Origin of the sequence: Nostoc sp. (assembly GCF_036918245.1) — a bacterium.
Lineage (GTDB): Bacteria > Cyanobacteriota > Cyanobacteriia > Cyanobacteriales > Nostocaceae > Nostoc.
The window spans coordinates 22,732-41,336 of the sequence record NZ_JBALEF010000106.1 but is presented as its reverse complement, the minus strand read 5'-3'; the positions used below and the strand labels follow the sequence as shown (position 1 = coordinate 41,336).

The window sequence follows — 18,605 nt, the reverse complement described above, 5'->3', positions numbered from 1 at the left end:
CGCTAGCAAACTACAAATGGCTAAATGCACTGACAGCAATTTTCTTTTACATGAAGTACAAAACTACAGGATTTGAGGCAAAAGACAGAAACAAGAAAGTAGAAACTCTTGATGTTTGATGCGTGAGTCCTGCATTTTGTACCTCATCTACTGGAAAACTGCAAGAATATAGAGACGAGCAGTGCTAAGTCTCTATTAGGGTTCTGTATAACCCATATTTAATTTCTGGAAATCTATTTTTAGCATGATGAAGTCCGCATAAGCGGACTTCGCTGTATAGCCTAGTCATTCCCAGAAATTACGCAACTAACACAAAGTTAAATATGTAATTAAATCAGGTTGCAGTCAGCGACTGAAAAAATATTTTATGTAATACGCATTCTGGTTATTTCGTATTATGCATAAGTTCTAAATGTAATATACTTTTACAGTAAATAATTAGGTATTATTACTGAATTTTTATCAGTATTTTCACTGTATTATCTTTTATTAAAGAGCTAAATGGGGTGATTATTAAAAAAATATAAAGGTATGGATTAATACGTATAATCTCGTTTAAAACATCCATTAACTCAATCAAAATTTAAGAGATACAGAGATATGTCAAATAAAATTGCTCAGGAATTGGCTGATTTTCTGCTGCAAATAGAACAGCGATCGCAGTTTCATGCAGGCTATCCATATAATTTAAGTTGTGATTACAGTGCGATCGCAAAATTTTTCAATTTTCTGTTAAATAATGCTGGAGATCCCTATATTGAACCAGATTTTGGTCTCCATTCTCGTAAATTTGAGCAAGAAGTCTTATCTTTTTTTGCTCACCTCTATAAAATTCCAGAAAATGAGTTTTGGGGTTATGTTACTGCTGGCGGAACTGAAGGTAATTTATATGGGATGTTCTTAGCAAGAGAAATCTATCCTGATGGCATCCTTTACTCATCACAAGACTCTCATTACTCCATACCCAAAGCAGCAAAACTATTCCGCATCAAACACAATGTTGTTAACTCACAAATTAATGGAGAGATGAATTATGAACATTTTGAAAAACTCATTAGCGAAAATCGTAATTATCCTGCGATCGTCAATTTAAATATTGGGACTACTGTCAAAGGCGCCATTGATAACTTAGACAAAGTTATCGATATTTTAGAGCGCAATCAGATTAAAGATTACTACATTCATTGTGATGCCGCCCTTTCAGGATTAATATTACCCTTTTTAGATGGCGCTCCACAAGTTAACTTTCAAAAACCCATAGATAGTATAGCTATTTCTGCTAAATTCATTGGTTCTCCCTTGCCTTGCGGTGTAGTTTTAACCAAGAAAAAATGGGTAGAAAAAGTTGAAACAGCAATTGAATATATTGGTTCATCAGATACAACCATTTTGGGATCTAGAAACGGTCACACCCCTCTGATTCTCTGGTATGCAATGCAAACAAGAGGTTATGATGGATTAGCCAAAGAAGCAAAGACCTGTATAGATAATGCCCAATATCTTTTCCAACAACTGAAAATCCGAGAATATCCATGTATGCTCAATAAATTTTCCAATACCGTAGTGTTTCAAAAACCTTCTCAAAGATTAATTAAAAAGTGGCAGTTAGCGATTTTTGAAAATTGGGTACACATTATAGTCATGCAAAATATTGATCAACACAAAATTGATACTTTTGTTAACGAACTTTTGTTAGAAGAAGGGTTGCTTGATAAAGTAGATAATTTTCAGCTACAGTCAGCACTACACTAAGAATAGATTGCCAAGTGAAATTAATCACCCAGTTTAACAAGGTGTTTCTTTAAACAGAATTTGCTCCCAAGATTTTATCTTTTTAAAAAGTTTTTTCCGCACAAGTTAGCAGCAAGGAGTATTTCTACTTCTGCCCGTTCCATAGGTGGTAAGAAAAAATACCCTTGCCCATAATCACATTGTAAAGCTTTCAGTTGTGCCAATTGATCTACAGTTTCTATGCCTTCTGCTGTTACAGACATATTTAAATTATGGGCTAATGTCACAATCGCTTGAATAATTTCTAAATTTTCTCCTGGACTACCTATACTGGTGACAAAAGAGCGGTCAATCTTAATGGTTTTGATTGGTAGGCGATGTAGATAACTCAAGGATGAATAGCCAGTCCCAAAATCATCCATGTGCATTTCAACATTCAGCGCTGTTAATTGGGAAAGCACAATGGTAGCTAATTCAAAATTATCCATTAACAAGCTTTCAGTAATCTCCAATTTCAAATAGCATGGCTCCAGTCCAGTTTGCTGCAAAATATGTTTAACCTGTTTAAACACGTCAGGTTGCGTGATTTGTTTACCAGAAAAATTTACGCTAATTGTCAGAGGTTGTGAGGTAGGAAATTGTTTATGCCATTTGTGCATTTGGTAACAGGCTTCATAAAGCACCCATTGTCCGATACTAACAATCATTCCAGTTTCCTCAGCTAAGGGAATAAAATCTTGAGGAGAAATAAGTCCTCGTTCTGGATGATACCAACGTATCAGTGCCTCAAATCCAATAATTTTGCCAGTTGTTAGTGAAACAATTGGCTGGTAATCAAGGCGAAATTCTTCTTGCTTGAGCAGCGCATTTCGCAGAGCAGTTTCTAACTCTAAGAGCAAAGCTGCACCCTCGTGCATCTTTGGATCAAAAACCTCATAACGTGCCTTACCAAGTGATTTGGCACAATACATTGCCACATCAGCATCGCGTAGAATCTGCGCTGCTTGCTGATAATCTGCTCTACTTAAAGCGATACCGATACTAACATTAGTAAACACCCGATGCTCATTTAATTGAAATGGCAAAGCTAGCACCTTTTTAATTCGCTCGGCGACCTGTATGGCGGTGTTGATATCCTCAATTTCCTCAATTAAGATTGTGAACTCATCTCCGCCAAAACGGGCAACTATGTCTCCGCCTCGCAGAACTGACTTTAGGCGATGAGAAATTGCAATCAAAAGTTTATTTCCTAGTAGATGTCCAAGGCTGTCATTAACAACTTTAAAGCGGTCTAGGTCTAAGAAGAGTACCGCAAATAAATAATTATTTTGCTGTTTAGCTTGTTCTATTGCCTGCTGCACCCGCTCCATAAATAATCGTTGGTTAGGTAATCCAGTTAGCCCATCATGAAGACTATTGTGCAGTAATTGGTCTTGTGCTTCTTGACGTTTAAGAATATCTTGTTGAAGTTGTTGATTAACTCTAATCAGTTCAATATTGCGTTCTAGAACCAACTGCTCAAGCTGATAACGATACTGGACTAATTCTTCCTCTGCTAGCTTTCGCTTAGTGATGTCACGGACAATAACAATATACTCCCGTAGCAGAGAATTAAATGGCTGGGAAATCGTCGATTCAACAATTCGCAAACCTTGGTTAATTTTCAAGCTTTGCTCACTCCTAATAGACCATTGCTCCGGTTTGCCGCGATAGCATATTAGAATTTGACTCAAGTTTTTCCCAAGTAACTGCTGAACACTTGTTTGAAATAATTCTTCAGCAGCGGCATTTGTTTGAGAAATATTTCCGTCTTCATCTAATACTAAAACAGTATCGGGTACGGTATCAAGAGTAGTAATAAATAGGCTTCTTGCTTGTTTGCGTGCTTCATCAATAGCAATAATTTGTGGTAAAGTTGTCCAGCAAGCGATCGCAACCCCTGTAAAAGAAAGCGTCACTAATAAAATCGCTAGGAAAGAATTTTGAGGATTATTAGAGTGTCTATCTAAAAAATCGCGAATAACCCAACTGATTGTAGCAGTAATACAAATCAATGATACTAAAACAATCACTTGTAATACTACAAAATCTGGATTATTTCTACTAGACTTAGTATCGTAACGCTGTGTCCACCAATTTGGGTATAATGGTGCAAATCTTAACCGACGTAGCACTAAATCTCCAATCGTCAAAATAATGGGTAATAATAATCCCACTAAAAAATATCTCCAATTGCAAGCTAAACCTCCCACTATTAGAACTACTGCTTCTAACAAGAAAAAACCAAGTGACCACCAAGGCCATAACACGTGCGGTTTGCCCCGACACAGCCATAATCCCAGATGTAGCCCCATAATGGACATAAGATAACAGGTGCCTGCTACTGTGACAAGTTGAGATACATTTCCCAAATTTAGACAAAGTAAACTGAGTAGAAAGGTAACTAAAATAGCAGGGACAAGGACACCTTGACGGGAAACTAATGCAAATATAGGAGAAAGCTGTCTGTCTAAGGCAAGTTGGTATAATATCCGAGGAGAGTTAGAAACTGCCGTAGCAGAACTTAGAAGGCAAGATATAGTAATCAGAAGTGTTACTAGAAAGGAGGCAGATTCACCCCAAAAAGGTTTAGAAGCCTCTACCAGATTTAAGAACGCATCGTCACCTATTGTTGAATTTGGAGCAGAACACATTAATACCCAAGAACCACCTAGAAACACTGGAGGAATTAACCAAGCAGCTACGGTTAAAAACTTTAAAGTTTTATATGGGTGGCGACTATCAGCAACAAAAGAAGAAGTGGTTTCACAAGCATAAATTGAATAACTAGCTAGAAAAAACCACTTTGCCCATTCTTGAAAGCTCAGGCTATGTGTGCTAGTTGGGAGAAAATTAAAATTAGCAGATGAGAAGGCTAACCATAATACGCCTTGAATACAAAACAATAACAGTAATAAAATCGCTGGGAATACAAAAAATAAATGCAGGAGCGCCAACGCACGGGTACCACTGAACGCTAAAATAAAAGGAATCGCTGTAAATAAAACTTTTAACAAAGTTTCTGGACAAGAAATACCTAGTGTTTCAAAATTAACTTTAATTAAGTTAGTGAGAATAATCGCATACAGTGCTGGTGCTGCTGCCCAGCTAAAAAAGTATCCTAATGCTACGTAACGGCCTAAGCCAGGAAAGTTCTTTAATAGCCTTGTGGTATAGTTTGGTGTTCCTCCAGCGACATCTGACCAATGCCTACCTAGACTTTGTACCTGCAAGTTAAGCAAAAAGGAAATAATCGTACCAAAAAACCAAACTAAGATAGCTTTCGAGCCTAACGCTGCATGAATGATGGGGGCAGTACCAATCCATCCAACATGACCAGTTAACCCGAAGCCCCAGGTTTCGAGATAACTCAGAGTCCGTGGTAGGCGCATTAGCAAGTGCTGATTGTTCTCCACCCGTGCAGAATCGTTACTAACCATTGTTTCTTAGTGAGATTTACTGGCCTTTTCACTCAATAGCTGAATCTCACCAATTATAGCTTCCGTATAACTGCTGAACTTTAAGAAAAGATAACTTATTTATTACTGAATTGTGGATTTTGGATTTTGGATTGACCTCATGCCTAAAGAGTTTTATTGAATAGAGAATTTTAAATTGGGGATTTGAGATTTATTCCATGTAGCTTGTTTGTCACCGAGTAAGTATAAATTCTCTTTCTTCAGACCTTTATAAAAATTGAAAGGTTCAGATTTGCGACCTACTTAATAGACATAGACATCTCCAAAAATAAATTATTCATTGCCTGAAACACTTGTAAAGACGTAGCATTCCTACGTCTTTACATTCATCTCTCTAATTTAATAAATCGGAAATCATGTTGTTCATCAATGATTAACTAGAGCTATAGCTTTTGCAACAACTCTTGAGTTAACTGAAAGAAAGCTTTTGAACCTGCTGATTGGGGAGCATTTAAAACAGCTGGCATAAAACTATCAACAGCCTTAGCAACATTGACATCAACTGGTATTTGTACTTTACAAATTTTTTCGACACCAAAATCTTCTACAACGCGGTGCATTACTTGTTTATAGTATCTGCCAGTGAGCAGATTAGCGCTGGACATACTAAATACAATTCCCAACATTTTGATATCTATTTTGGTTTCATGTCCGTGACTATCTTTTAATTGGGCAATCCGTCTTTCTAGGAGTTGAATACCCACTACAGATAATGGTTCTGGTTTCGCAGGAAGTATGTAGAAATCACTGGCAGCTAAAGCGCTACGAGTCAATAGATTATAGCCAGGGGCGCAATCGAGAAGGATAAAATCATATTCTTGACGTACTGGTTTTAAGATATTATTAATCAAGACCCTTTCAAAGCGATTCCAAATCGTTTCAAAGTCCTGTTCGCCCAAAGCAGTTGCTTGCTGATGCAGCATTTCTGAAACAACAAATTCATCATATAAATCGATGTCTCCCGGCAATAAATCTAGTCCGGGAAGATTACAAACCTGGGATTGAATGATATCCTGAATTGTGAGTTTTGCTTGTGGGTCTGGATTGATAACTTCGTCTATCAGATACCTAAATGTCTTACTTTGTTTACGACGCTTGGCAAAATCTAAAGGCGACATCAAACTGAGTGTGGCACTAATTTGGCTGTCTAAATCAAGGACAAGCACCCGCTTGCCATAATTTTTAGCTAAACAGGTAGCTAAGTTGACGGTGAGGGTGGTTTTACCAACACCACCTTTCATATTGGCAGTAGCAATTACATATCCCATTGATTGAGTCCTCTATTGACGCATTCCCATCTACTCGTCTGTCAAGAAATAATTGAGAGGTGCGGATTGTTTGTAGTTAGCGTTATAGCAGTTCTCGTTTACGTGAGGTACACCTATAAGGGCACAGCATAGCGTGCCCCTACACCTTGCGTATAACGCCGCATCTGAATGGGAACTGCTATAAAGCACAAACTACGAACCTATCAAATCAAGCTTGACAGACTACTAGGTAGCGTACACTTCTGCTGATATTTTAAATCTTCCATTAAATTTAATATTTTCGGAAATTAAAAAGAGTGATTTCAGCGATGTTTACTCGATTGAGGCAGCAACATGTAGTTGGATCTTTACCTAGAATCGAGCTATTAGCCTCCTTTACTCCATAATGACAATGTTTGGCTTAATGCCGTAACAGCGATCGCTCTCATCAAAGCAATTATAGAGGTATTGACAAATACAGTAGCCCTAAATCAATTGTGAGAAAATAATAGTGTTGTGAATATCACTAAGTATTGGGTGCAAAATGTGGATGCATTTGCTAATTGAATTGAACGAAGCCAATCGATAATTTCGTGAAATCAAAGGCGCATTTACACACAAACTTATAAGGTAATTAAAATGACTTACGATTCAGAAGATGTAGAACAAATCCTGCAAAAAGCACTCACTCGTAAAGACAAAGGTGAATTTTCACGAGAACAGCTTTTAGAAATGGCATCTGAGTTAGGTATTTCTTCTAATATTTTGGAAACAACTGAACAAAAGTGGTTGGCTCAACAAGAAGAGGAACGTTTACGACACACATTTAATACTTTCCGACGCAGAGCCTTTTGGACACACTTTATTTCTTTTCTAGCGGTGAATTTATTCCTCATTCTCTTAAATTTAATCACTAGTCCTAGTTATTTTTGGGCTATTTTCCCAATATTAGGATGGGGGTTAGGACTATTTTTTCATTGGTGGAGTGTTTCTCAGAGTAAATCAGAGGATTACGAGATCGCTTTTCAGAAATGGCGTACACAAATTTAACTTCTCCTTTAACGATCAATCTCAGATATTGAGCGATCGCTGTTATCCTAATTTGTGCCTCCTTCTAGATAAAATCTTCCCATGAACTGCTCACAATCACCGCAAGGGGTGAGTGTGAGCTTTGTAATTTATAGGGAATTGCCTGTGACATCGCAAAATAGATAAATTTGGGCAATCTTAAACTTGACGAGTTGTATAATCACGCCCTTTGATCCTTATCCTTGTGCTTGCCAATTTGCCAAAATAGAGCTGTAGGCTAGAATAACTACGCTTTAAGAAGTTTGATTGCCTAAACTCAGGAGCAAGGGTCGGCTGGTTAATAAGTAAGAGGAAGGGAGTATGGACAACAACAACTGGTTGCAACAGCTAATGATGGTGGGTCTTGGCACAACGTCTATAGTCGCAGAAAAACTGCGGCAAGTCAGCGATGATTTAGTTAAAGATGGTAAGCTCAATCCTGAGCAAGCCAAGGCAGTAATAGATGATATTGCCCAGCAGTTAAAGTCGGAACAGGGAAACTTGGATGTCCAAATGCAACGGCAAATGCGAAATATGATGCAAGATTTGGGAGTGGCTCGCCAGTCAGAAGTGGACGAACTAAGGGGTAGAATTGACCGTTTAGAGCGTCAATTACGCGATTTAGAAAATAAGCTTTGGCGTTAGAATGCCCTTTCTGATTTAAACTAAATGTGTCCTGTTGGTAATCTTTTTGCCAGGATACCTAAGTAAGGAGAACTGATTTTGAAACCAATTTTCCTCAGCGTGGCGTTCATGCTGGTGTGTGTTGTGCTTTTGGTTGTGGGGCAAGTAGGCAGTAAACAGAATACTGCCATTGCTGCCGAGTTAACCCAAACGCCGCCAGCGTCCACAACTGTAACTGAAAACAATATCTTAATTGCGAGTAATACTATGTCTGATGCTAATGCCGTAACTACTCCCTCTGGATTAAAGTATGTGGAGTTAAAAGAGGGGACTGGGGCGACTCCTAAACCTGGACAAACGGTTGAAGTTCACTATGTCGGCACTCTAGAAGATGGTACTCAGTTTGATAGTTCACGCGATCGCGGTCAACCCTTCAGCTTTAAAATCGGTGCTGGACAGGTAATCAAAGGTTGGGACGAAGGAGTTAGCACAATTAAAATAGGCGGTCTTCGTAAGTTAATCATCCCCCCAGAGTTAGGCTATGGCGCTCGTGGTGCTGGTGGCGTGATTCCACCCAATGCAACTCTAATTTTTGAAGTGGAATTGCTGGGAGTTAAGTAAAAACTAGAGCATTGGGCATTGGGCATTGGGCATTGGGCATTGGGCATTGGGCATTGGGCATTGGGCATTGGCTTCTCCCAGTCTCCCATTCCCAGTCCCCAATTCAATAGCTAAATTTTTAAATTTTGAAACTTTGTAAACTGAGGATTGAACAAAAGTTTCGCAGTACCTGTAGGCCCGTTACGGTGTTTAGCTATAATCACTTCTGCAATCCCGCGATCGGGAGTATCGGGAGAGTAATATTCATCGCGGTACAACATTATTACTAAATCCGCGTCTTGTTCGATCGAACCGGATTCTCTCAAATCAGATAACATCGGACGCTTGTTAGTACGTGCCTCCACCCCTCGACTCAACTGAGATAAAGCAATTACTGGTACAGATAATTCGCGTGCTAAACCTTTGAGTTGACGCGTAATTTTTGATAATTCTTGTACGCGATTATCACCTGCTCCTTCCATCAATTGCAGGTAATCTATTACAATTAATCCTAATTCAGTTCCTATTTCAGCTTGCAGTCTTCTTGACTGACTACGCATTTGTGTAACTGTAATATTCGGCGTATCGTCAATATAAATCGGCATTTCGGAAAGGATACCAATAGCACGGCTTAAAGGTTCCCACTGGGTTTGACTGAGGCGGCCAGTTCGCAGATAACTACTTTCAATTTGCGCTTCGCTAGCTAATAAACGTTGCGTCAATTGCTCTTTGGACATTTCCAAGCTGAAAAAAGCAACTGGTAATTTATAAGAAGCGGCAATATTATGAGCAAGGTTTAAGCAAAATGCTGTTTTTCCCATTGATGGGCGGCCCGCGACAATAATCAAATCAGAACGTTGAAAGCCGCTAGTCATCGCATCTAAATCGTAAAATCCGCAGGGAATTCCAGGTAAGGCAATGCCTTGATTTCTATCTTCAATATCCTGGAAATTATTAATTAGAGTATCAGAAATGTGAACTAAACCCAATTGGGGACGTTCTTGAGTAACGCCGAAAACTTTCTGTTCTGCCTGATCTAAAACTTGTGGTAACTCGGTTTCTGTTTCGTAACCAAGATGTACAATTTCATTGCCAGCTTTAATTAACTGTCGCCGCAGGTATTTTTCCATGACTAACCCAGCTAAGGCGTCGATATTCACGGCTGACACTGTACGATCTACCAGAGTTGCTAATTTATTTCTACCACCAATGCGGGCTAGCATTTCATGGTCAGTCAGCCAACTTGTGACTGAGAGCAAGTCTGTGGGTTTACCTTGGGCGTGGAGCCTCACAGTTGCTTGATAAATATCTTTGTGAGCGCTAATGTAAAAAGCTTCGGGAAGGAGGCGATCGCTAACTCGACTAATCGCTTCTGGATCTAGCAAAATACCCCCCAAAATCGCTTCTTCCGCCTCAATATTTTGTGGTGGGAGGCGTAGTTTACCGCCGTAGGCATCGCTACCATCGCCTTGAAAACTCAATTCTTCAGCCATAAACGATTTTAGTTTTGAGATTTTGCTAGAGACGCGATTAATCGCGTCTGTACAGGAGTTAGGAGTTAAGAGTTACGAGTTTCTCTTGCTCCCTCATCCCCTCATCCCTTCGTCCCTCTTCTGAGTTAGCTAGCGACTACTTGAATATCGACTTGCGCCGCTACTTCCGAATGCAGCTTAATTTCAGCTTGATAAGTACCAAGGTGGTTAATATCGGGGATGGTAATTCCACGCCGATCGATTTCCTGATCGGTGGCTGCCTTAATTGCATCTACAACGTCTTGGGTGGTGATAGTACCGAAAATTGCTTCGTTTTCACCAACTGGCTTGGCAATTGTCAAGCTGCCAACTTTTTCTAAAGATTCTTTTTGCTCAAGAGCTTGTTGTCTAAGTTCTAATTCCCGTTGACGCTCTAGCTCGCGACGGCGTTCTACTTGCTTGAGAATACCAGGAGTGGCATTGGTTGCCAATTTCTGGGGAATCAGATAGTTACGAGCGTAGCCAGGAGCTACTTCCACTAAGTCGCCAGATTTTCCCAGCTTGCTGATATCCTGATTTAAAACTAACTGCACGCGTTTCGCCATCGTTTTTCGTTTTTCCTGTAAAATCTGATTAATTTGGGTGGGTTTGGGCAGCATAGTTCACTAAAACAGTGCTGTTAGCTTTCTTCTCTACGAGAGGCTGCGCCATAGGGGCGTTTAGCCCTTGCTGAGTAAAGAGTCCTAAATAACGAGTGTTTTTTCAGAATTTAGAACTCCTGAAATGAGTATATTGTCCCAAGTAGCTTTGCCCATACCCTAAAGCTTACAGATCCTAGCGAAAGGAAGGGTGCGATCGCAACTATTAGCGTTAGAAAATTGGAGAAATGGGGGATGAGGGAGCAGAGGAGCAAAGGAGAATAATCAATGCCCAATGCCCAATGCCCAATGCCCAATATCTAAAAGTTATTTTTCATTTCCCGCATCCGCGCAAAAGTTTGCACTCCATCGCTACCCTTAACGGTTGATTGTAATGATGGCTGATCCCAACGTAAAAAGGGATTGGTTCGCTTTTCCATTCCTAGCAGCGAGGGGATAGTAGCTTCTCCTCGACTACGATCATTTTTCACTTCATTGAAGCGTTTTTGTAAGTCGGCATTGTCGCCATCTACAGTTAGGGCAAATTGCAGATTTCCTAAAGTGTATTCGTGGGCACACCAGATATGCGTATCATCTGGTAGAGAGCGCAGTTTGGTTAAAGAGTCTACCATTTGGGTTGGTGTTCCTTCAAACAAACGACCGCAACCGCCGGAAAATAAGGTATCGCCGCAAAATAAATCGCCTGTCTCACCAGATTTTTCGGGGGGAAAGTAGTAAGCGATGTGAGCGCGGGTATGTCCGGGAACAAAAATAACTTCAGCTATGCGGCCTGCAAACTGGACGCGATCGCCTTGTTGCAAAAACACCTGCTGTCCCGGAATTCGCCCACGATCTTCGACGCCACCGTAGACTGTTAGTTGCGGGAAGTTTTCTATTAATTGCTGATTGCCACCTACATGGTCATTGTGGTGGTGTGTGTTGAAAATCGCTACCAACTCAGCTTTTAACTGTGCAAGTTGCTTTAGTACTGGTTCAGCCTCTGCTGGATCGACAACAGCAGCAATTTGTTGCTGGCGATCTACCAGCAAAAATATGTAATTATCTGAGAGTGCCTCAAGCCTGATTACTTGCATTACTTAATATCTCCCTTTCCAGTAAATACTTTGGAATCTATCAGCAATCTTAAATATCTCAGTGAGAAAAGGTTGAGAAAGTCCATAAATACTATGATAGTATACAACCGTAATAATACTTAAAACTATGCTAAGTAACTATAAAATATGATCTGGGCATATCAGTAAAATTTCTCTGGGAGGAAGTGTAAAAGCTAAGTTAGATTTATTCTGTTCTTTTTGTCCTAAATTGTCTTTTTTACTCAAAAACCCAAAATCAGTAATCGAAAAATTTTTATTCGTACATACTTATTAACTCTTAGTAGAGAATTTTATAGATTCACTTTGGGTTATTTATAAAAGATAGATGTTAATCACGAAAAATAGAACAATCAATCATGGTAAAAAAAAGATGAGCTTTCCAATTTTTTCTTTGCAGGTTCATAGATGAAGCTAATCCATACAACTAGCTGGTATTTTCCAGATTCATCAGGTGGTGTAGAAGTATACTTAGATTCACTACTGCATGGTTTACAAGTACATGGACTTGAAAGTATTGTTGCTGCTCCCCAACAAGGTACAGAGGAAGATACCTACGAACACAATGGCATCTCAGTTTATCGTTATCCTGTTTTTCCTAACCCCAGTAAGATACAGGTACACAAACAGCTACCCCACGGAGGCTTTAAAACTTTTGCTAATTGGCTAGAAAACAATCGAGCCGACGTATACCATCAACATTCATGGCGATTTGACTGCGGTTTACATCATCTTGCTCTCGCCCGCCAGTTAGGGATGGCTACTGTAGTCACCGTCCACATACCTGAGCCTATATGTCTGCGTGGTACGATGATGCGCTGGGACAAAGAACCTTGCGATGGGCTGATTGACTCTGTTAATTGTAGTCAATGTTTGGGAGTACCAAAGCAAGTAGCACCTTCGATGCTCAAGGCTTTAAGCCGAGTTCCCTTGGATGTTGGGGTAGCAGCAGAAACAAAATTACTTACCTCTAAAAGTTTTAAGCTACGCCTACTTGGTAAAACTCTAGGCATTCCTACTCTAGTGTCTCAACATAGACGCAATTTAATGCAACTAGCAAAACTAGCCGATCGCATTGTTGTAACGAGTAATTGGCAATACAATGCTTTTGTTGCAAACAACGTTCCTCCCGAAAAACTTACTGTTTCTCGGCAAGGTGTTGCTAATAGTTTCAAACGTGAAATAACACCAAACAAACTACAAAACTCTACATTAAAAATCGGTTTTTTGGGCCGCTGGCAAGAAACTAAAGGGGTACAAGTTTTAGTGGAAGCAGTACATAGTCTACCGAATGATGTACCTGTAGAGTTAATTATTCATGCTACTCATCCGGGAAAATACGGTGCTGCCAATCGTGAAAAAGTTATGGCGATCGCTGCTCGTGATAGCCGGATTCGGATTGCTGAACCTCTTTCACGCGAAGCAGTACCAGACGCATTAGCAGGTTTCGATATACTAGCAATACCGTCGCAGTGGTTAGAAACTGGGCCCATAGTTGCTTTAGAAGCACAAGCTATGGGTATTCCCGTACTAGGTTCAAATTTAGGAGGAATTGCTGAGTTAGTCCGTCACGGCATCGATGGTTGGTTAGTTCCAGCAAAAGATGTAGAAGCATGGGCTGAAGCGATCGCCACTTTAGCCAAAGACGCCGATTTACTAGCTAAATTACGTCAAGGTATCCAGCTAGTACGTACAATGGATACTGTTGCTTCAGAAATGCTGGCACTTTACCATGAAATCTTAAAAATTCCTCAAAAAACTTTGTATCTTGATGGACTGACACCTAATTTATTATGAATAAACAAAATAAAAAATTAAAGGTTTCAATCCTCACGCCTAACTTTTCTAAAGGTGGAATTGACAGAGCATATTTGCTAAGTCAAATTTTTAAAAAATTAAATTATGAAGTAGAAGTATTAGGATTTTTATTTGGAAAAAATATTTATCCAGAGCCACCATCCGATCTAGCAATCTTCTGTCTACCAGGCTGCAATTATCCCCAATTGTTCGGTTCTGTCAGGCAAATTTTAAATAAGATAGATGGAGATATTATCTGCGCTGTTAAACCAAAACCCACAAGCTATGGTGTAGCTTTAATTAACAAAATCCGCAGCCATAGACCAGTGATTTTAGATATTGATGATTGGGAATTAAGTTGGTATGGCGGCGATGAGTGGCAGTATCGCCCTAGTTTAAAACAGCTAGCTAGAGAACTTCTAAAAAAAGAAGGTGCTTTAAGGAATCCAGACCATCCACTTTACTTAAAGTGGATGGAGTCATTGATCAATCATGCTGACGCTATTACAGCAGATACTCAATTTTTGCTGAATCGTTTTGGTGGTATTTATATACCCAATGGCAAAGATACTTGCTTGTTTGATCCCCAAAAGTACGATCCGCAAATCAGTCGCCAAAAATATGGTTTAGCTGAATACCGCGTTCTCATGTTCCCTGGTGCGCCTAGACCGCACAAGGGGCTAGAGGATGTTTTAATAGCACTTGACCAGTTACAAGAATCCGACTTCAGGCTAGTTATTGTTGGTGGTAATCCTTACGATAACTATGATGAACAATTGATTGAGCGCTGGGGACAGTGGATTATTATGCTGCCTCAAATGTCAATAGAACAAATGCCGGAAGTCGTGGCTGCGGCCCATATTGTAGTAGTTCCTCAACGAGATACATCTGTGGCAAGGGCGCAATTTCCGATTAAACTCATGGATGGTATGGCAATGGCAAAGCCAGTTTTAGCAACACGAGTAGGAGATATTCCCGAAATTTTAAATGAAGTTGGTTATTTAGTCGATCCAGCTTCTCCAGAACAAATTGCAGAACAAATTAAATTAATATTTCAAGATTTAGAAACAGCTAACGAAGTAGGTAAAAAAGCGAGAAATAGATGTTTAGAAAAATATAGTGTAGAGAAAATGGCATCTACTATGGAGTCAGTAATTGCTCATTTATAATCAATAATCAGTAATTCAAACAATTAATTAAAGCACTAATTTATGAATTATGTTAATACTAAGTAAATCAAAATGATAAAAACCAATGTCTAAAGGTCAACTAATCCGAAGATTCGCCAAACCCTATCCAGGTTTAATTATCCTAACGATGCTGTTAGGATTTTCTGGTGCTTTATTTAATGGTGTCGGTGTGACTTTGATTGTGCCAGTAATTTTGAGAATTGTCGGACAACCAGTAGATTTAACTGGTTTTCCTCCGATTCTGAAAGCTGTGATGTTTCCATTTGATAATCTTCCCGAAAATTATCGCAATTTGGGAATGGCTGGAACAATTATATTTATAATTTTATTAAAAAACTTATCTAGTTATTTTAGTATTTTAACATCGAGCGTTTTCACTCGGAAATTAAATGCGGATATTCGTGAAGCTAGCTTAGAGTTATTGCTAGATATTGATATAGACTATTATTCCAAAACGAAAGTAGGCGATATTATTAATCGCCTTGGTTCGGAAACTGCCCGCACTTCTAGTGCTATCGGTAGTATGATAAATTTAATTATTTTAATAATTACAATTTTAGTTTTCGTTGGGTTATTATTAGCAATTTCTTGGCAGCTAACAATCGCAGCAACAATTCTGTTGGGTTTTATAACATTAATCAATCAATACACAATTAGTAGAGCAAAAAAATTTGGTCAACAACTATCAGAAATGTCTACATCTTATTCCATCAGTGTTTTAGAAACCTTGAATGGAATTCGTTTGGTAAAGTCAACTGCCAATGAAGACAGAGAATATCAAAAAATTACTAAATTAATCCGCGATCGCGAAAAAGCAGATTTTGAATCTCAGGTAAATTCCCAAGCGATCGGGCCGATAAGTGAGGTGATGGGAGTTATAGCCTTACTTATGATTGTATTCTTAAGTAAAACTTTCTTTGCTAACCAGATTTCTTTCATTTCAACGGTACTACTGACATATTTATTAGTATTACTGCGACTGCTGCCTTTGGTATCTCAGTTAAATAGTCTTCGTAGTAGCTTTGCCAATAGTGCTACTAGCGTAGAAATAGTGAGTGAGTTTTTAAGTCGCGACCGCAAGCCGTTTATGAAAAACGGTAATGTTATCTACACAGAATTAAAAGAAGGAATACGTTTTAATTTACTTTCCTTTGCCTACCCCAGTCATGAAAAGTTAGTACTCAAAGATGTAAATTTATTTTTACCTCGTGGTACAACTCTCGCTTTGGTAGGTGGTTCTGGTGCTGGTAAGTCCACCTTGGCAGACCTCTTACCCAGATTTTACGATCCGACATCTGGTAGTATCTCTATCGATGGCACAGACCTGCGTGATTTTGATATCAAATCTCTCAGAACCAACATGGGAATTGTCAGTCAAGATACATTTCTCTTTAATGACTCGGTGCGAAATAACATTGCTTATGGAAGACCTGAAGCTACTGAAGATGAAATTATCTCAGCAGCTAAACGAGCAAATGCTTATGAATTTATTGATAAATTATCTCAAAGATTCGACAGCCAAATTGGCGATCGCGGCGTCATGTTGTCTGGTGGACAAAGGCAAAGATTAGCGATCGCTCGCGCCCTCCTGCAAAATCCAGAAATATTGATTTTAGATGAAGCCACCAGCGCTTTAGATACCGTTTCCGAACGTTTAGTACAAGCTGCACTCGACGACTTAAGTCGCGATCGCACAACCCTGGTAATTGCTCACCGTCTTTCCACAGTCCAAAAAGCCGATCAAATTGCCGTATTAGATCAAGGACAGGTGGTAGAAGTGGGAACCCATGAAACACTTTTACAAAAAGGGGGTTACTACTCACGCCTCTACTCAATGCAATTCGCCGCTCAGACTGAAATTTCCACCAAAACTAATCCTAGCTTTAACCGCATTTCTCACGAACTGCGTACAAGGCTGAACTCAATGATTGGTTTCCTCGGACTATTAGTTGACGATCTAGTAGACAATTCCCAAGAGCGCCAGGAATTAATTGACCAATCATACAACTCAGCCTTAAGAGTTCTCAACGCCATCGATCTCTTCAGCGATGTAGTTAACCTGAAAATTAACTGGCAGTTATCGTCAGATATACACCAAAATCAAGATGAAAATAATCAGTATCAAAACTTTAGCCATATTTCGGATGAGTTTCGCACGCGTCTCTATCCTCTAATTAGCTCTCTGCGCTTACTAGCCGATAAATTAGAATCCGAACCCCAAAAACAAAATCTATTAATTACAGAATCTTATAAATCTGCTATTTATCTATTAGATATATTAAAACTTTTTGAAAATCAAGTTTAATTTTAGTTAATGTCAGGAACAAAAATACTTATACGACAATCTTAAAAAAAACTATCATCCAAAAAAATGATAAATTATTCCAAGAAAAATCAATATATTTTTTATACCGGAGAGCTATCATTAAAGCCGGACACAGCACACGAAATTCATGATGTTCTTTGTGCCAATGCAGCAGCTAACTTAGGCTACTCCTCAGTTTTAATTTATCAAGACAAAAAAAATTCTTCTGTAAATCTACTATCGTTAATTTATCCTTATCAACCTAAAAAACCCGGTAAAGAATTTATTGAATTTTACGATGTGCAAGAAAAGCTCAAAGTTGCGGCATTACCAATGCCTTGGCCTATCGATAAAATAGGTGGGAAATTTACTAACTCCAGTACAGTAGTAACTAAATATTATTTACCAGTTCATATCCTACCTCATACTAAAGTTGTCCACACGCGAGATTGGAACTTTGTTAAAGCCGCAGTCAAAAATAAAGTTCCTACAATCTATGAACGTCACTACTTTCAAGACCGAAAATTTGAGCAAGAAATTGTCCACAGTCCCTATTTTCAAATAGCCATAACTCAGTCAGAACCCATCCGGCAAAGCCTAATAGAAAATGGAATGCCACCGGAAAAAGTCGTTTGGCTACATAACGGATTCAATCAATCATTTTCAATCAGACAGCCCGAAGAAGCCGAAAAGTGGCGGCAAGAATTGCTTATAAATGGACGTAAGCATTTAGTTGTCTATTCAGGCGCTTTGTATCCTTTCAAAGGAGTCGATCTGTTAATTGATTGTGCTAAAGAATTACCAGAAATTCAGTTTGTAATCACAGGAGGAACAGAAGCACAAGTACAAGCATATCAACAAATAGCCAGAGATAAAAATGTCGAAAACGTTAAATTCTTAGGATGGATACTTCCACGGGAACGATTAGTTAGCTTGTTTCAAGCAGCTGATATTTTGGTTCATCCTCACTGCGCTGGAAAATCAGCAGATTTCACGAATCCAGTTAAGTTTTTTCAGTACATGGCTGCTGGCACTCCTATCGTTGCAACTGAGATTCCACCTTTAATGGAATTCAAAACATCACCTTTGATTGCCAGTTGGTGTACACCAGATAACCCGCATAAACTTGCCCAATCTATTCAACATACTTTAGAAACTTATCCCAGAAAAATAGAGGGTTATGCAGCTAGTATAGATTTTGCCCAGCAATTTTCTTGGGAGAATAGAATTACCAAAATATTAAGCTACGTAGAAGAAGATCGGCATCCATTAATTTTAGGGGAACAGTACAAAAATTAACTAA

Annotated in this window: 13 protein-coding genes; 8 read left to right on the top strand and 5 right to left on the bottom strand. The window is 39.1% G+C overall.

Annotated features, from left to right (window positions below):
- The first annotated feature begins 600 nt into the window (after positions 1-600).
- The gene (locus V7L12_RS30870) at positions 601-1,752 is read left to right on the top strand and encodes a histidine decarboxylase (RefSeq protein ID WP_335090229.1); all 1,152 of its coding nucleotides are present in this window, start codon (positions 601-603) and stop codon (positions 1,750-1,752) included.
- Positions 1,753-1,826: 74 nt separating this feature from the next.
- On the opposite strand, the gene V7L12_RS30865 is transcribed toward V7L12_RS30870, so the two are convergent.
- Both V7L12_RS30865 and V7L12_RS30860 read right to left on the bottom strand, forming a co-directional pair.
- Entirely contained in the window at positions 1,827-5,210 is a 3,384-nt protein-coding gene (locus V7L12_RS30865) for an amino acid permease (RefSeq protein WP_335090227.1), read from the bottom strand.
- 422 nt (positions 5,211-5,632) lie between these two features.
- Entirely contained in the window at positions 5,633-6,517 is an 885-nt protein-coding gene (locus tag V7L12_RS30860; RefSeq protein ID WP_094342635.1) for a ParA family protein, read from the bottom strand.
- Between the two features lie 618 nt (positions 6,518-7,135).
- On the opposite strand from V7L12_RS30860, the gene V7L12_RS30855 reads away from it, so the two are divergent.
- The 3 genes from V7L12_RS30855 to V7L12_RS30845 all read left to right on the top strand — a co-directional run bounded on the left by V7L12_RS30855 (position 7,136) and on the right by V7L12_RS30845 (position 8,809).
- Entirely contained in the window at positions 7,136-7,546 is a 411-nt protein-coding gene (locus tag V7L12_RS30855) for a 2TM domain-containing protein (RefSeq protein ID WP_335090225.1), read from the top strand.
- 339 nt (positions 7,547-7,885) lie between these two features.
- On the top strand, positions 7,886-8,209 hold the full coding sequence (locus tag V7L12_RS30850; RefSeq protein WP_104906051.1) for a phasin family protein: 324 nt from the start codon (positions 7,886-7,888) through the stop codon (positions 8,207-8,209).
- Positions 8,210-8,287: 78 nt separating this feature from the next.
- Positions 8,288-8,809 carry an FKBP-type peptidyl-prolyl cis-trans isomerase gene (locus V7L12_RS30845; RefSeq protein WP_334820106.1) on the top strand — a complete coding sequence of 174 codons (522 nt, stop codon included), beginning with the start codon at positions 8,288-8,290 and terminating at the stop codon, positions 8,807-8,809.
- A 110-nt stretch (positions 8,810-8,919) separates the two neighbouring features.
- On the opposite strand, the gene dnaB is transcribed toward V7L12_RS30845, so the two are convergent.
- From dnaB to gloB, 3 genes are all read right to left on the bottom strand, one after another.
- Positions 8,920-10,281: a replicative DNA helicase gene (dnaB, locus tag V7L12_RS30840; protein WP_335090223.1), complete on the bottom strand. Its 1,362-nt coding sequence runs from the start codon at positions 10,279-10,281 to the stop codon at positions 8,920-8,922.
- Positions 10,282-10,406: 125 nt separating this feature from the next.
- On the bottom strand, positions 10,407-10,865 hold the full coding sequence (rplI, locus tag V7L12_RS30835; RefSeq protein ID WP_335090384.1) for a 50S ribosomal protein L9: 459 nt from the start codon (positions 10,863-10,865) through the stop codon (positions 10,407-10,409).
- 353 nt (positions 10,866-11,218) lie between these two features.
- Entirely contained in the window at positions 11,219-11,992 is a 774-nt protein-coding gene (gloB, locus tag V7L12_RS30830; RefSeq protein ID WP_335090222.1) for a hydroxyacylglutathione hydrolase, read from the bottom strand.
- A gap of 426 nt (positions 11,993-12,418) precedes the next feature.
- Between gloB and V7L12_RS30825 the strand changes: the two genes are divergently transcribed.
- The 4 genes from V7L12_RS30825 (at position 12,419) to V7L12_RS30810 (ending at position 18,601) form a co-directional block, all read left to right on the top strand.
- Entirely contained in the window at positions 12,419-13,807 is a 1,389-nt protein-coding gene (locus V7L12_RS30825) for a glycosyltransferase (protein WP_335090221.1), read from the top strand.
- Positions 13,804-14,976: a glycosyltransferase family 4 protein gene (locus V7L12_RS30820; RefSeq protein WP_335090219.1), complete on the top strand. Its 1,173-nt coding sequence runs from the start codon at positions 13,804-13,806 to the stop codon at positions 14,974-14,976. Before V7L12_RS30825 ends, V7L12_RS30820 begins: the two co-directional genes overlap by 4 nt.
- An 85-nt stretch (positions 14,977-15,061) precedes the next feature.
- On the top strand, positions 15,062-17,302 hold the full coding sequence (locus tag V7L12_RS30815) for an ATP-binding cassette domain-containing protein (protein ID WP_335090217.1): 2,241 nt from the start codon (positions 15,062-15,064) through the stop codon (positions 17,300-17,302).
- 66 nt (positions 17,303-17,368) lie between these two features.
- A complete protein-coding gene (locus tag V7L12_RS30810) occupies positions 17,369-18,601 on the top strand; it encodes a glycosyltransferase family 4 protein (protein ID WP_335090215.1) in 1,233 nt (410 codons plus the stop codon).
- Positions 18,602-18,605 lie beyond the last annotated feature (4 nt).